The sequence below is a fragment of the Streptomyces sp. SLBN-118 genome (assembly GCF_006715635.1).
In the GTDB taxonomy this organism is placed as follows: Bacteria; Actinomycetota; Actinomycetes; order Streptomycetales; family Streptomycetaceae; genus Streptomyces.
This window is the reverse complement of the sequence record NZ_VFNP01000001.1, coordinates 2,412,327-2,427,262: the sequence shown is the minus strand read 5'-3', so window position 1 is coordinate 2,427,262 and position 14,936 is coordinate 2,412,327. Positions and strand designations below refer to the sequence as shown.

Below are 14,936 nucleotides of genomic sequence, written 5' to 3'. Positions count from 1 at the left end.
GACGGTCGTTCATTGCCCACTGTCCATGGCTGGAGCGAGGCTCGGCTGTGTCGGGGGACATTCCGTTTGAGGAGAGACGTTGACCAGGTCCGGCCAGGAATACCTCGCATCGCTGTGTGACGGGCGTGAGGTGTGGCTCGACGGCGAACGGGTCAAGGACGTCACCCGCCATGCCGCCTTCCGCAACACCGCGGCGTCGGTCGCGCACCTCTACGACCTGGCGCACGACTCCGGGCACACCCCTGCCCTCACCTCCGGCGGCATCCACCGCGCCTTCGCCGTGCCGCGCTCCTACGACGACCTGGTCGCCCGGCGGCACGCCTACAAGGTGTGGACCGAGTCGAGCTTCGGCTTCCTCGGGCGTACGCCCGACTACATGGCGGGCGGAGCCGCGGGATTCGCCGCCCTGCCCCAGGTCTTCACCACCGACTCCTTCGACGGCGCCGACAACGCCCTCGCGTACCACCGCAGACTCGCCGAAGACGATCTGTACGCGGCCTTCACCCTCACCAACCCGCAGTCCGGCGAGGGAGAGGACGACCTGGCGGTGCGGGTCGTCGCCGAGAAGGACGACGGGATCGTGGTGAGCGGCGCCAAGACGATCGGCAGCGGGGCCGTCTTCGCCGACGAGGTGCTCGTCGGCACGATCGAGCCACTGGCGCCCGAGGACACGGAGCACGCGCTGTGCTTCTCGGTACCCGTCGCCACACCGGGCCTGACCCTCCACTCGCGTGCTTCGTACGAGGCACAGGCCCGCAGCGTCTTCGACAACCCGCTCTCCTCGCGCTTCGACGAGAACGACGCGCTGCTGGTCTGTGACGAGGTCTTCGTACCGTGGGAGCGGGTGCTGACCTACCGCAGTGCCGAGGCCACCGCGGCGATGTGGTGGGACACCCCCGCCTATCTCAACTTCAGCCACCAGGCGGCCACCCGCTTCTGGACCAAGCTCGAATTCCTCACCGGCCTCGCCATCCTGCTGACACGCGCCAACAACACCTGCCGCCTGCCCGCCGTCACCCAGTCGGTCGGGCGCCTGCTCGGCATGGTCGCCCAGGCCAAGGCGTTCGTACTGGCCGCCGAGGCGAGCCACGAGCAGGTCGACGGCGGCCGCGGCGGCGTCATGCCCGGCCGGGAGATCTCCTTCGCCCAGCGCATCATGGCCGGTGAGCTCTACCCGCGCGCGGTCCAGGAGATCAAGCTGCTCGCGGGCGGCGGCGTCATCCAGCTCCCGGCCTCCGGCGGGGATCTGCTGCACCCGCAGCTCGGGCCGGTCCTGAGGAAATATCTGCGCGCTCCCGGCACCCCGGCCGAGGACCGGGTCAAGCTGCTCAAACTCGTCTGGGACGCACTCGGTTCGGAATTCGCCGGACGCCACGAGCAGTACGAGCGCTTCTACCACGGCGCCCCGCACGTCTATCTGACCATGCAGACGTGGGCGGGCGGCGCGGACAGCTGCGAGGAACTGGCCCAGGCCTGTCTCGACGGTTACGGACTGGACCAGAGCGTGGGCCCCGGACTGGACCAGGGCCCGGGGACCGGCCGGTGACCTCGGCCCGTCCGGGCGCCGCGCTCGGGCTGCTCGCCTCCACCCAGCTGCTGCTGATCACGGACACGGCCATCGTCAACGTCGCCCTGCCGTCGGTCGGCGACGACCTCGGCTCCGGCTCGGCCGGGCTGTCCTGGGTGGCCAACGGCTACCTCATCACCTTCGGCGGACTGCTGCTGCTCGGCGGGCGCCTGGCCGATCTCCTCGGCCACCGCCGGCTCTACCTCGCCGGCCTGGGACTGCTGGCCGCCGCATCCGCGGCCGGCGCTCTCGCCACGACACCGGGCGCCCTGATCGCCGCGCGCTCCGTGCAGGGAGCGGGGGCCGCCTTCGCCGCCGCCGCGGCGTTCGCCCTGCTGCTCCACCTCTTCCCGAACGGGCCCGGACGGCACAAGGCGCTGGGCGCCTTCGCCGCGATGGGCGGGCTGGGCGGGGTGCTGGGCACCGTGCTCGGCGGAGTGCTCACCGATCTGCTCGGCTGGCGCTCCACCTTCTGGCTCAATGTGCTCCTCGCCCTGGTCATAGGACTGCTCGCACTGCGCGTTCTCGACGGGGGGACGCGCAGCGCACGGCCCGGCTTCGACCTCGGCGGAGCAATCACGGCCACCGGCGGCCTCGGGCTGGTGGCGTACGCACTCGTCGGCGCGGGCGAGTCCGGGTGGACCAGCACACGGACCCTCCTGGCCGGCGGTGCGGGTCTGGTCCTGCTCGCGGCCTTCGCCGTACTGGAGTCGAGGGTCCCTGGCCCTCTGGTGCCGCCCGCCGTGCTGCGGCGGCCAGCGCTGCGGGACGCCAATATCCTCAGCGCACTGGCCCAGATGGCGCTGTTTCCGATGTTCTTCCTGGTCAGCCTCTATCTGCAGAGCGTTCTCGACCGTTCCCCGCTGACCGGCGGACTCGGACTGCTGCCACTGTCGCTGGTGGTCGTCGCCGTCGCCCCGCAGACCGGTCGTCTCATCGTCCGGATCGGGCTCAGAGCGACCATGACCGCCGGCTTCGGGCTGCTCCTCGCGGGCATGGTGTGGCTGGCGCTCGCCCTGTCCGCCGACGGAACCTTCGCCACGACGGTCCTGGCACCCAGCCTGGTCCTCGGCGCCGCCCTGCCGCTGGTCATGGTCACCACCAATGTCGCCGCCACCGCCGAGGCCGCGCCCGAGGAGACCGGCCTCGCCTCCGGACTCGTCAACACCAGCCAGCAGTTCGGCTCGGTGCTCGGTCTTGCCGTCCTGGTGGCGGTGGCCACCGCGCAAGGCGGCTCCTCGGCCGCCGCCCAGACCTCCGGCTTCCGCTCCGCGCTGCTGGCCGGCGCAGCGTTCGCCGCACTGGCCGTCCTGCTCTGCGTACGACTGCGCCTGCCCGGACCCGTCCCGGCGCCACCGCGCCCAGGCCGTGTGGGCGGCCCCGTGGAGTGACCAATGCGGCGAGTGCGTGCGGGTAGGCGTACGCAGGCGGCGAAAGCGACCGGTGAGGGCGTGACGTGAGCAAACGCGCCGCATCCCACCCACTGAACCGACGTTGCCCGAGGGGGGCATTCCGTTGACCTTGTACGACCTAGTCGCGCCCGGTCTCCTGTTGCGCTGCGATCCGCGCTACCGGATAGCCGAGATACGGGCGGCCGACCCGCTCGGCGCCGACGCGCTGCTCGCAGCGCTGCCCGCGATGAACGCCGACGCCGATGTGCCCGCGCTCACCGTCGCCCTGCGCACCCTGGTGCCCGAGCCCGAACGGGTCGCCGCGCTCGGCATCACCGACGCGCTCGCCGCGATGCGCGACCTCGGCATCCTCCTCGGATCGCTCAAACGGCACGGCGTCGAGCCCGTTGCGGCGGTGCCCGAAGTCCTGCCGGTGCTCGAAGAGCTGGGCCGGCGCACCGACATGGTGCCGCGCGACACCGTGCACCACTACACGGCTTGGAATCCCCTCGGCGCCCGGCAGCGGATGTACACCGGCGACATCATGGAGAGCCATCTCCAGGACGCGGTCCGGATGGCCTTCCCCAGCCTGGTGGCGGCGCTCGACACCTGCGCCCAACTCGCCCGCTGTGAGCCCTACGAACCGGGCTTCGCCCTCGCGCTCGACCGCACCGCCCAGCATGTGCAGTCCATGGTCGACTCCATCGACTTCACCATCGCCAATGTCTCGCCGGTCTTCTTCGCCACCCGGATGCGCTCCTACTTCGAGGAGATCGACGTCGGGGGCACCGACTACCTCGGCCCGGCCGCCGCCCAGGTGCCGCTCTGGCTGGTCGATCTGACGCTGTGGCAGTGCGACCGCAGCAACCCCGCCTACGACGCCTTCCTCGACGACTCGGTGCGCTACAGCCTCCCTTCCTGGCGCGCCCACTACGCCGCGCACAAGGCCGGCACCTCCGCCGTCTCCAAACTCTCGGCCGCCATCAGCTGGGAGGCGGCCCACCGGCTGCCGCCACAGCTTGCCGCGTCCGCCGTCTCCCTCGCCCGCGTGCTGCGCATCCTCAAGACCTTCCGGGCCCGCCACTTCACCCTCGCCCGCAAGGCGTACAGCGAGGACGTGCGGCTGTACGACGTGGGCAGCGGCGGAGCCCCCATCGAGCTGCTCCGCTCGGTACTCGATCTGACCCGGGACAACGAGACCCTCGTACGCCGTTCGACCGAGCGGCCGCGCACCCCCGTCGCCTGACCGTCCCTGGAGGTCCTCCATGCCCCACATCATGATCGCCGGCGGTGGAATCGCCGGACTCGCTGCGGCACTCGCCCTGCACGCCGCCGGATTCGAACGGATCACCGTCGTCGAGACGGTCCGCGACCTGCGGCCGGCCGGCGCCGGGCTGAACATCATGCCCAACGCGGTGCGCGAACTCGACGCGCTCGGGCTGCTCGACCGGCTGGAGGAGTGCTCCGTACGCACCCGGGAGCTGCGCTACTACCACCGCAGCGGCAGCCTCATCTCCCGCGAGCCGCGCGGCCTCGGCGCCGGCTACCACTGGCCCCAGCTCTCCATACAGCGCGGCGAACTCCACCGCGCCCTCGCCGACGCGGTACGCGCCCGGCTCGGCCCCGGCGCGATCGTCGGCGGCGTCAGAGTCACCGGCCTCGAACCGCTTGTCGACTGCCGCCCCAGAGTCCAGCTCGAACACCGCGACGGTGCCCGGCGCGGCAGGGCCTCCCTCGAACCCGACGTCCTCATCGGCGCCGACGGCATCCGCTCCACGGTGCGCGCCGCGCTCAACCCGGGCGAGGGCGAGCCGCCCTGGAACGGCATGCTCATCTGGCGCGGTGTCTCATGGATGCCCGCCCACCAGGACGGCAGCTTCATGCTGATCGCGGGCGACGACCTCCAGAAGGCCGTGGTCTACCCGATGACCGAGCCCGACAAGGACAGCGGCGAGGTGCTGGTCAACTGGGCGCTCGCGATGCCCGCCGACACCGTAGGCGGCGCTACGCGCGGAGACTGGAACCGGAGGGTCCCTGTCGAGAAGTTCCTGCACCACTACGAGGGCTGGGACTTCGACGGCGTCAGCGTCCCTGAGGTGCTACGGGCCGCCGAAGGCGCCTTCGAGTACCCGATGGTGGACCGCGAACCGCTGGAGCGCTGGTCCGTCGGCCGTACGACGCTGATCGGCGACGCGGCCCACGCCATGTACCCGATCGGATCCAACGGCGCGACCCAGTCCGTCGTCGACGCCCGCGCGCTCGGCCACGCGATGGCCCTGCACCGCGACCCCGCACACGCGCTCGCCGCGTACGAGGCCGAACGCAGGCCCGCGATGACCGAACTCCAGCGGGCGAACCGCGACCTCGGCCCCGAGATCGTCATCAACCTCGCCCACGAGCGCGCCCCCGGCGGCTTCACCGACATCGACGAGGTGATCCCCCAGTGGGAACGCGCCGAGATCGCCGCCCGGTACGCGGCCACCGGGGCCTTCGACCCGGGGACCGTCAACCAGGGCTCTCCCTATCACCTGGCGGTTCGCTCGCCGCGCTGAACACCCCTCCGGCGTGCTGAATGCACCGGCGCCCGCCCATGGGACCGGCGCGCGCCGTGGTTGAGGAGGGCGGGGTACCACTACCGTCTGTCGAGACGGAAAAGGACGCACACCGTCGTGCGTCCCCTCGGATGCGTACCTCCCCTGCGAAGGTGGAACCCGTGAAGGCCATTCGTCGATTCACCGTCCGCCCCGTCCTCCCCGAACCACTCCTCCCGCTCAGTGAACTGGCGCGCAATCTGCGCTGGTCCTGGCACACCGAGACCCGTGACCTCTTCCAGGCCGTCGACCCCGACGGCTGGCAGGCGGCGGGACGAGATCCCGTACGACTGCTCGGATCAGTGTCCGCAGCCCGGCTGGCGGAACTGGCCGGGGACCGGCGCTTTCTGCGCCGGCTCGCCGCCGTCGCCGACGACCTGGACGACTACCTGCACGGTGGCAGGTGGTACCAGGCACACAATCGCTCCCTCGGGGACCATGCCCCCGAAGAAGCCGAATTCCCCGCAGCGGTCGCCTACTTCTCGCCCGAGTTCGGCGTCACCGCGGCACTGCCCCAGTACTCCGGCGGCCTGGGCATCCTGGCCGGCGACCATCTCAAGGCCGCGAGCGACCTCGGTGTGCCGCTGATCGGCGTCGGGCTGCTCTACCGCCACGGCTACTTCCGCCAGTCCCTCTCCCGAGACGGCTGGCAGCAGGAGCACTATCCGCTGCTCGACCCCAACGAACTGCCCGTCAGCCTGCTGCGGGAGCCCGACGGGACACCCTGCCTGGTGTCCCTCGCGCTGCCCGGCGGGCGCTCGCTGCGCGCGCACATCTGGATGGCGCAGGTCGGCCGCGTACCGCTGCTGATGCTCGACTCGGACGTCGAGGAGAACGGCCCCGGCGAGCGCGATGTCACCGACCGGCTCTACGGCGGTGGCAGCGAGCACCGGCTGCTCCAGGAGATGCTGCTGGGCATCGGGGGCGTACGGGCGGTGCGGGCTTACTGCCGCCTCACCGGCCATCCCGCGCCCGAGGTGTTCCACACCAACGAGGGACACGCCGGCTTCCTCGGTCTGGAGCGCATCCGCGAACTGGGAGAGCCCCAGGAACGCGGCGGCCAGGGGCTCGACTTCGACGCCGCGCTCGAAGCGGTGCGTGCCGGAACCGTGTTCACCACCCACACGCCGGTGCCCGCCGGGATCGACCGCTTCGACCGCGAACTCGTCGCCCGCCACTTCGGGGAGCGCGGAGAGCTGCCCGGAGTCCCGGTCGAGAAGGTGCTCCAGCTCGGCATGGAGACCTATCCGGGAGGCGAGCCCAACCTCTTCAACATGGCGGTCATGGGCCTGCGGCTCGCCCAGCGCGCCAACGGTGTGTCCACCCTCCACGGGGCCGTCAGCCGCGGCATGTTCGCCGGGCTGTGGCCCGGCTTCGACGCCGAAGAGGTGCCCATCACCTCCGTCACCAACGGCGTGCACGCGCCGACCTGGGTGGCGCCCGAGGTGTTCCGGCTCGGCGCGCGCCAGATCGGCACCAGTCGTGCCGAGGACGTCCTGTCCGTCGGCGGCTCCCAGCGCTGGGACGCCGTCGCGGACATCCCGGACGCCGACATCTGGGAGCTGCGCCGTGAGCTGCGCGAACAGCTGGTCCTGGAGGTACGGGAGCGGCTGCGGGCCTCCTGGCGACAGCGGGGTGCGGGGGCGGCCGAGCTGGGCTGGATCGACGGGGTGCTCGACCCCGACGTCCTCACCATCGGCTTCGCCCGACGGGTCCCCTCGTACAAACGGCTCACGCTCATGCTGCGCGACCGCGACCGGCTGATGGAGCTGCTGCTGCATCCGACCAGGCCGGTGCAGATCGTCGTCGCGGGCAAGGCGCATCCGGCGGACGACAGCGGCAAGCGGCTCGTCCAGGAGCTGGTGCGGTTCGCCGACGATCCGCGGGTGCGTCACCGGATCGTCTTCCTGCCCGACTACGGGATGGCGATGGCGCAGAAGCTCTACCCGGGCTGCGACGTCTGGCTGAACAACCCGCTGCGGCCGCTGGAGGCGTGCGGCACCAGCGGAATGAAGGCCGCGCTCAACGGCTGCCTCAACCTGTCCGTACTCGACGGCTGGTGGGACGAGTGGTTCGAGCCGGACTTCGGCTGGGCGATCCCGACGGCCGACGGCTCGGCGACGGACGAGGACCGGCGTGACCAGCTGGAGGCGGGCGCGCTGTACGAGCTGATCGAGAACCGGGTGGCGCCCCGCTTCTACGACCGGGGCGCGGGCGGGCTGCCGCAGCGCTGGATCGAGATGGTCCGGCGCACGCTGACCACGCTCGGCCCCAAGGTGCTCGCGGGCCGCATGGTCCGGGAGTACGTCGAGCGTCTGTACGCCCCGGCCGCCCGGGCCCACCGGTCCCTGAACGCCGAGACCGCTCGGGAGCTGGCGTCCTGGAAGGGCCGGGTGCGGGTGAGCTGGCCGCACGTGGCCGTCGACCATGTGGAGGCGCTGGAGCAGTCGGCGGCAGGGGGAACGGCCGAACTGGGATCCACGCTGGCGCTGCGAGTACGGGTCGCACTCGGCGAACTCCAGCCGGACGACGTGGAGGTGCAGGCGGTGGCCGGCCGCGTCGACTCCGACGACGCGATCGCCGACGCCCAGACCTTCCCGCTCAAGCCGACAGGCGGCCCCGACCTGGAGGGCCGCTGGGTCTACGAGGGCCCGCTCGCGCTGGACCGCACGGGCCCGTTCGGCTATACGGTGCGCATCCTGCCTGCTCATCCGCTGCTCGCGACCAGCGCCGATCTGGGTTTGGTGGCGCTGCCGACCGAGGCGACGGGGGAGGGCGCGGGTGTGCTGATGCGCTGAGGCGGGGGAGTTTTGCCGGCACGGACGGAGGCCGTTCGCCGTTTCCGTCGCCCGCCGAACGCGAAAGCTGCCCGGGGACTCGCCCCGGGCAGCTTCCTTGCGTTACTTCCGTTACTTCGCGTCAAGCCTCAGAAGGTGAGCTTGAAGCTGTTGATGTAGCCGGTGTCCCAGGCGGCCTTGTCCTGGACGCGGAGCTTCCAGGTGCCGTTGGCGACCTCGGAGGAGGCGTTGACGGTGTACGTGGCCTGGACGTTGTCGGCGGAGTCGGAGCCGCTGAACGGCTTGAGGTTGTAGACCGATCCGTCCGGTGCGACCAGGTCGACCACGAGGTCGCCGCGCCAGGTGTGGATGATGTCCACGCCGACCTTGAGGGTGCTGGGGGCGTTGCCGGTGCGGCCGGTGACGGTGACCGGCGAGCTCACCGCGGCGCCGTTGTCCGGGATGGCCACGTCAGTGGTGTTCTCGAACACCGTGCCCGGATCGGGGTCGCCGCCGCCGGGGCGGGCGCCGACGTTGATGCCGGCCCACGCGTCGGTCACGGACTTGACCTCGGCGCTGGTGGCTCCGTACAGCTCCGTCGCGACCGCGATGGTGCCCGTACGGGCGCCCGCGTAGTTCGTGGTGGAGTTGAACTTCGTGGTGAGCGCCTTGAACCAGATCAGCGACGCCTTGTCCCGGCCGATGCCGGTCACGGGCAGACCGTCGGAGGTCGGGGAGTCGTAGTTGACCCCGTTGATGGTCTTGGGTCCGCTGCCCTCGGAGAGCAGGTAGTACCAGTGGTTCGCCGGGCCCGAGGAGTAGTGGACGTCGATGCCGCCGATACCCGAGTACCAGGCGTCCTTGGACGCGCCGTCCTTGCTCGGCTTGTCCATGTAGCGCAGCGGGGTGCCGTCGCCATTGATGTCGATCTTCTCGCCGACCAGGTAGTCGCCCTTGTCCTGGGCGTTGTTGGCGTAGAACTCGACGGCGGCGGCGAAGATGTCGGAGGTCGCCTCGTTGAGACCGCCGGACTCGCCGCTGTAGACGAGCTTCGCGGTGGCCGCGGTGACGCCGTGCGTCATCTCGTGCGCGGCGACGTCGATGGAGGTGAGCGGCTTGGCGTTGCCCGAGCCGTCGCCGTAGGTCATGCAGAAGCAGCTGTCCTGCCAGAACGCGTTGACGTAGTTGTTGCCGTAGTGGACGCGGGAGTACGCGCCGACGCCGTCACCGCGGATGCCGGAGCGGCCGTGCACGTTCTTGTAGTAGTCCCAGGTCAGTCCGGCGCCGTAGGCGGCGTCCGCGCCGGCGGTCTCCGGGTCGGAGGCCTGGCCGTTGCCCCAGGTGTCGTCCGGACCCGAGTACAGGGTGCCGGTGCCGCTGGAGCCGTGGTTCAGGTTGTACGTCTTGTGGCTGCCGCGGCCGGCGTCGGTCAGGTTGTACGTCGAGCCCGACTGCGTGGAGCCGAGGGTCACCTGGCCGCTGTACTGCGTGTTGCCGGTGCCGTTCTCGACGGCCTGCCACTCGAAGAGCTTCGCGCCGGTGGTGGCGTCGGTGACGACGTGCAGCTCGTTCGGCGTGCCGTCGTGCTGGAGGCCGCCGACGACCGTCTCGTACGCGAGAGTCGGCGATCCCTTGGCCATCCAGACCACCTTGCGCGGCGCACGGTCGGCCTTGGTCCTGGCCGCGCCCTGTGCCCTGGCCGCGCCCAGCGCCTGCTTCTCGGCGGCGGCCGGGGCGACATCGGCGCTGGTGTCCACGTTCTTGAGCGTCGCGGCAGACGCCTTGCTGACCGACTCGGTGGCGCCCGACTTGTTCTCGGCGACGACCAGGTCACCGCCGAGGACCGGGAGTCCGGCGTAGGTGCGCTCGTAGCGCGTGTGCGTGGTGCCGTCGCGGTCCTGGGTGACGTCCCGGACGACCAGCTTCTCCTGGGCGGTCAGGCCCAGTTCCTTGGCGGTGGCCGCCGTGGTGGCGCTCTGCTTGCGGATCAGCTCCGCCCGCTGGGCGGGGGAGAGCTTCAGCGGCAGGGCGCCGGGGTCGGCCTTCCCCGCTTTCGCCGCCGCCGGCACGGCGGTTGACGCTGAGTCGGCGGATGAGGTGCCGGTCTGAAAACCGACCACCAGGAGGGCAGCAGTGGCTATGAGAGCTCCGGTCGCGGTGGTGCGCCGGCGAGGCGTGGGTCTCACGCGAACTCCTTCTGCGAGGGGGGTACCGGCCGACTGGGTGGGTCGGCCGGGCAGAGCGTGCGCAGCTGTGGAGCGTCGATCGGGGGAAGAGTGCCAGCAGCGAACGGCTCCTGTCAGGAGCGCGTCAACAGGTTGGCCGGAAATCGTCCGGTGCCTGAAGTGTCATGTTCGTTAAGCGGACATTTCGCCGATCATCATCGCGAAGTCGTCGAGCGTTCGCGCGAGCCCGAATTCAGCGAAGGGCGCCACGTACGTTTGAATATCTGACAGCGCGTCAGCCATGTCCGTCAGGTCGCTCAGCACCCACTCGGTGTACCTCATCGCGTTGGTGAAACGATCGGCCCGGTGAACGAAGCCATCGCCGCAGCCGCCCACGGACGGCGGCCGCAGACGGCCCACTGCCGGCGCGGGGCCGGCTCAGCCCCTCACGCCGGTCGGCCTGAACCGATCCCTTGGTTCCTCGCCGCAGACCGCGTCCGTCATCAGCCGGACGCCCCCTTGCCCGGCACATGCCGGTACAGCGGCGCCATCGTGGAGGCGGGCGGCGAGGTGGCGATCCGCCGGCCGAGCAGTGTCTCAGCTCACTACACTGTCCCGCCACGCCCTGTGCAGCCCCGCAAACCTCCCCTCACCCGCAATCAGTTCGCCCGGCGTGCCGTCCTCCACCACCCGCCCGTGTTCCATCACCAGTAACCTGTCCGCGATCTCCACCGTCGACAGCCGGTGCGCGATCACCACCGCCGTGCGCCCGTGCAGCACCGTGTCCATCGCGCGCTGCACCGCCCGTTCGCCCGGGATGTCCAGGGAGCTCGTCGCCTCGTCGAGGATCAGCACCGCCGGGTCGGCCAGCAGCGCGCGGGCGAAGGCGACCAGTTGGCGCTGGCCCGCCGAGATGCGGCCGCCTCGTTTGCGTACGTCCGTGTCGTAGCCGTCCGGCAGTCCCGCGATGAAGTCGTGCGCGCCGATCGCCTTCGCCGCCCGCTCGATCTCCTCGCGGCCGGCGTCCGGCCGCCCGATCGCGATGTTCTCCGCGACCGTCCCGGAGAAGAGGAACGCCTCCTGGGTCACCATGACCACCCCGCGCCGCAGTTCGGGCATGGCCAGATCCCGTATGTCGACGCCGTCCATGAGGACCTGCCCCTCGGTCGGGTCGTAGAAGCGGGCGAGCAGTTTCGCCAGGGTGGACTTGCCCGCGCCGGTGGAACCGACGACCGCGACCGTCTGGCCCGCCGGGATCGTCAGGTCGAAGCGGGGCAGCACCTCGCCACCGGCGCGGTAGGCGAAGCGGACACCGTCGAAGACGACCTCGCGCCCCGGGTGGTCGGAGGCCAGGACGGGCAGCACCTTGGGGCTCTGGGCCTCGGGCACGGACGGGACCTGGGCCAGCAGTCCGGCGATCTTGTCCAGCGAAGCCGCGGCGGACTGATAGGAGTTGAGGAACATCCCGAGCCGGTCGATCGGGTCGTACAGCCGCCGCAGATAGAGCACGGATGCGGCCAGCACACCCAGCGCCAGGGTCCCCGCCGCGACCCGGTAGGCACCCCACAGCACGATTCCGGCCACTGCCGTGTTGGCCACGAGCCGGGATCCGACGACATAGCGCGCCATCTCGAGCAGCGCGTCGCCGTTGCTGCGCTCGTGTCGGTGGTTGAGTACCTGGAACTCGGCCTCGTTGGCCCGCTCACGTCTGAATGCCCGCACCGGCCGGATGCCGTTCATCGTCTCCGCGAACTTCACGATGACCGCGGCGGTCGCCGTGGAGCGCGTGCTGTAGACGGCCTTGGCGCGCCGCTGGTAGAGCCGTACGAGCAGGTACAGCGGCACGAAGGAGAGCACCGCGAGCCCGCCGAGCCCGAGATCCAGCCAGAGCAGCATCGCGGAGATGTAGACGAAGGCGAGGACCACCATGATCAGCTCTTGGAGACCCTCGCTGAGCAGCTCACGCAAGGACTCCACATCGGTGGTGGACCGCGAGATCAGGCGGCCGGAGGTGTAGCGCTCGTGGAAGTCGACGCTGAGGGCCTGCGCATGGCGGAAGATCCGGCCGCGCAGGTCGAGCAGCACGTCCTGATTGACGCGTGCGGAGGCGCGGATGAAGGAGTACTGCAGCAGCCCGGCGCCCAGCGCGCACACCGCGTACCCGGCGGCGACGGCGATCAGCGGCCCGTAGTCGTCCCGGCGGAAGGCGGGCACGCCGCGGTCGATGGCGTACGCGACGAGCAGTGGCCCGGCCTGGACGGCGGCCTGTTGGAGCAGCAGGAGCAGGGCGGCGAGGACGACGCGTCCGCGGCGGGGCGCGAGGAGCGAACCGAGCAATGCACGGGTTGCCCCTTCGGGCGCGGGCAGGGCGTCCCGGTCGAAAGGATCGTCCCCGCCGGACGCGCCGGACGCGCCGGACGCGCCGGACGCGCCGGACGTGCCGGACGCGCCAGAGGCATCGGACGCCCCGGACGTGCTCGGGGACTCCTGAGACGCGGGGGCGGAGCCGGCACCGGCCGTCTCCTCCCCGTCGTCGGCGTACGGCGTCGTGGTCGTCGACGACGTCATCGGACCCCCTCCTCGGCGTGAGCACGGTCGGCGTCGGCGTCGGCGTCGGCGTCCGCTCCCGACATCAGCCACGCGTACTCCGCGTTCGTCCGCAGCAGTTCCTGATGCGTACCGACCGCCGCGATCCTGCCCTCCGACAGCAGCGCCACCCGGTCAGCCAGCATCACCGTCGACGGGCGGTGCGCCACCACCAGGGCCGTCGTGTCCTCGAGCACGCGCCGCAATGCGGCCTCCACCAGGGCCTCCGTATGCACGTCGAGCGCGGACAGCGGATCGTCGAGCACCAGGAAACGCGGCCGGCCGACCACCGCCCGGGCCAGGGCGAGCCGTTGGCGCTGGCCGCCCGAGAGGCTGAGGCCCTGCTCGCCGACCTGGGTGTCGACGCCGTGCGGCAGCGAACCGACGAAACCGGCCTGCGCCACCTCCAGCGCGCGCCCCAACTCGCCGTCGTCCGCGCCCTCCGCGCCCATCAGCACGTTCTCGCCGACGCTCGCCGAGAAGAGCGTCGGCTCCTCGAAGGCCACCGACACCAGCTCACGCAGCCGCTCCCGTGGCATCGCGGCGATGTCCTCACCGTCGAGCGTGATCCGCCCGGCGGTCACTTCGTGCAGTCGCGGTACCAGCGCGGTCAGGGTGGTCTTTCCGCTTCCGGTCCCGCCCACCAGGGCCATCGTCTCGCCGGGCCGTATGCGCAGATCGATGCGGGCGAGCACGGGCGGGGCGTCCGCGGGCGCGTCCGGGTAGCGGAATTCGACGGCCTCGAACCGCAGCCCTGCCGCGTCCTTTGCCACCATCGCGTCCTTCGGCACCGCCCCGCCCGGGACCGCCTTGTGCACAGGGACGGTGTCCGACTCCTCCCGCGCGTCCATCACCTCGAAGTACCGTTCCGTCGCGGTCGCCGCCTCCTGGCTCATCGCCAGCAGAAAGCCGATCGACTCCACCGGCCACCGCAGCGCGAGCGCCGTCGACAGGAACGCCACCAGCGTGCCCGCCGACAGGCCGCCGTCCGCGACCTGGACGGTGCCCAGCACCAGTGCGGCGCCGATGGCCACCTCGGGGATGGTCGTGATCAGCGCCCAGATCCCGGCCAGCAGCCTCGCCTTGCCGAGTTCGGTGCCGCGCAGCCGCCGCGCCAGCTCCCGGAAGGCGAGCGCCTGGCTGCGATGACGGCCGAAGCCCTTGACGATGCGAATGCCGAGCACGCTCTCCTCGACCACCGTGGTCAGATCGCCGACCTGGTCCTGTGCCTGCCGCGCCACGATCGCGTACCGCGTCTCGAAGAGCGAGCACAGGATCACCAGCGGCACGATCGGCGCGAGCAGCACGAGGCCGAGGCTCCACTGCTGCCCCAGCAAGATAATGAAGCCGACCAGGATCGTGGTCCCGTTGACCAGCAGAAAGGTCAGCGGGAACGCCAGGAACATCCGCACCAGCATCAGGTCCGTCGTGCCGCGCGAGAGCAGCTGGCCCGAGGCCCAGCGGTCGTGGAAGGCCACCGGCAGCCGCTGGAGATGCCGGTAGAGGTCGGCCCGCATCGACGCCTCGACTCCGGCGAGCGGCCGGGCCACCAGCCAGCGCCGGAAGCCGAAGAGCCCCGCCTCGGCGAGTCCGAGCAGCAGCAGGGCCAGCGCCCCGAGCCAGACCCCGCCGGGGTCCCGCCCGGCCACCGGGCCGTCGACGATCCACTTCAGTACGAGGGGAATGACCAGGCCCAGGCAGGAGGCCACGACGGCGACAAATGCCGCACTGAACAGGCGGGTCCGGATGGGACGTACGTACGGCCACAGCCGCAGCAGTGAACGCACGGCCGATCGGTCCTTGGCAGGTGAATGTTGTGGGGGCATCAGTCGCGAGCCTACGGTTCGCCACTGACATCG

9 protein-coding genes are annotated in these 14,936 nt (G+C 71.1%); 5 read left to right on the top strand and 4 right to left on the bottom strand.

The annotated features are described in order from the left end of the window. Nucleotides 1-79: 79 nt before the first annotated feature. The 5 genes from FBY35_RS10780 to FBY35_RS10760 all read left to right on the top strand — a co-directional run bounded on the left by FBY35_RS10780 (nt 80) and on the right by FBY35_RS10760 (nt 8,347). The gene (locus FBY35_RS10780; protein ID WP_142213579.1) at nt 80-1,546 is read left to right on the top strand and encodes a 4-hydroxyphenylacetate 3-hydroxylase family protein; all 1,467 of its coding nucleotides are present in this window, start codon (nt 80-82) and stop codon (nt 1,544-1,546) included. Next, a complete protein-coding gene (locus tag FBY35_RS10775) occupies nt 1,543-2,958 on the top strand; it encodes an MFS transporter (protein WP_142213578.1) in 1,416 nt (471 codons plus the stop codon). The genes FBY35_RS10780 and FBY35_RS10775 overlap by 4 nt, the downstream gene beginning before the upstream one ends. A 124-nt stretch (nt 2,959-3,082) precedes the next feature. Then, nucleotides 3,083-4,204 (top strand): monodechloroaminopyrrolnitrin synthase PrnB family protein, encoded by a 1,122-nt coding sequence (locus FBY35_RS10770; RefSeq protein ID WP_142213577.1) that lies wholly within the window; start codon nt 3,083-3,085, stop codon nt 4,202-4,204. A 19-nt stretch (nt 4,205-4,223) separates the two neighbouring features. Next, nucleotides 4,224-5,510 carry an FAD-dependent monooxygenase gene (locus tag FBY35_RS10765; RefSeq protein WP_142213576.1) on the top strand — a complete coding sequence of 429 codons (1,287 nt, stop codon included), beginning with the start codon at nt 4,224-4,226 and terminating at the stop codon, nt 5,508-5,510. 161 nt (nt 5,511-5,671) lie between these two features. Next, the gene (locus FBY35_RS10760) at nt 5,672-8,347 is read left to right on the top strand and encodes a glycosyltransferase family 1 protein (protein ID WP_142213575.1); all 2,676 of its coding nucleotides are present in this window, start codon (nt 5,672-5,674) and stop codon (nt 8,345-8,347) included. A 128-nt stretch (nt 8,348-8,475) separates the two neighbouring features. On the opposite strand, the gene FBY35_RS10755 is transcribed toward FBY35_RS10760, so the two are convergent. From FBY35_RS10755 to FBY35_RS10740, 4 genes are all read right to left on the bottom strand, one after another. Further along, nucleotides 8,476-10,512: a M4 family metallopeptidase gene (locus FBY35_RS10755; protein ID WP_142213574.1), complete on the bottom strand. Its 2,037-nt coding sequence runs from the start codon at nt 10,510-10,512 to the stop codon at nt 8,476-8,478. Nucleotides 10,513-10,683: 171 nt separating this feature from the next. After that, on the bottom strand, nt 10,684-10,911 hold the full coding sequence (locus tag FBY35_RS10750) for a hypothetical protein (protein WP_142213573.1): 228 nt from the start codon (nt 10,909-10,911) through the stop codon (nt 10,684-10,686). A gap of 177 nt (nt 10,912-11,088) precedes the next feature. Continuing rightward, nucleotides 11,089-13,059: an ABC transporter ATP-binding protein gene (locus tag FBY35_RS10745; RefSeq protein ID WP_142213572.1), complete on the bottom strand. Its 1,971-nt coding sequence runs from the start codon at nt 13,057-13,059 to the stop codon at nt 11,089-11,091. Continuing rightward, nucleotides 13,056-14,903: an ABC transporter ATP-binding protein gene (locus tag FBY35_RS10740; RefSeq protein ID WP_142213571.1), complete on the bottom strand. Its 1,848-nt coding sequence runs from the start codon at nt 14,901-14,903 to the stop codon at nt 13,056-13,058. The genes FBY35_RS10745 and FBY35_RS10740 overlap by 4 nt, the downstream gene beginning before the upstream one ends. Between the last annotated feature and the right edge of the window lie 33 nt (nt 14,904-14,936).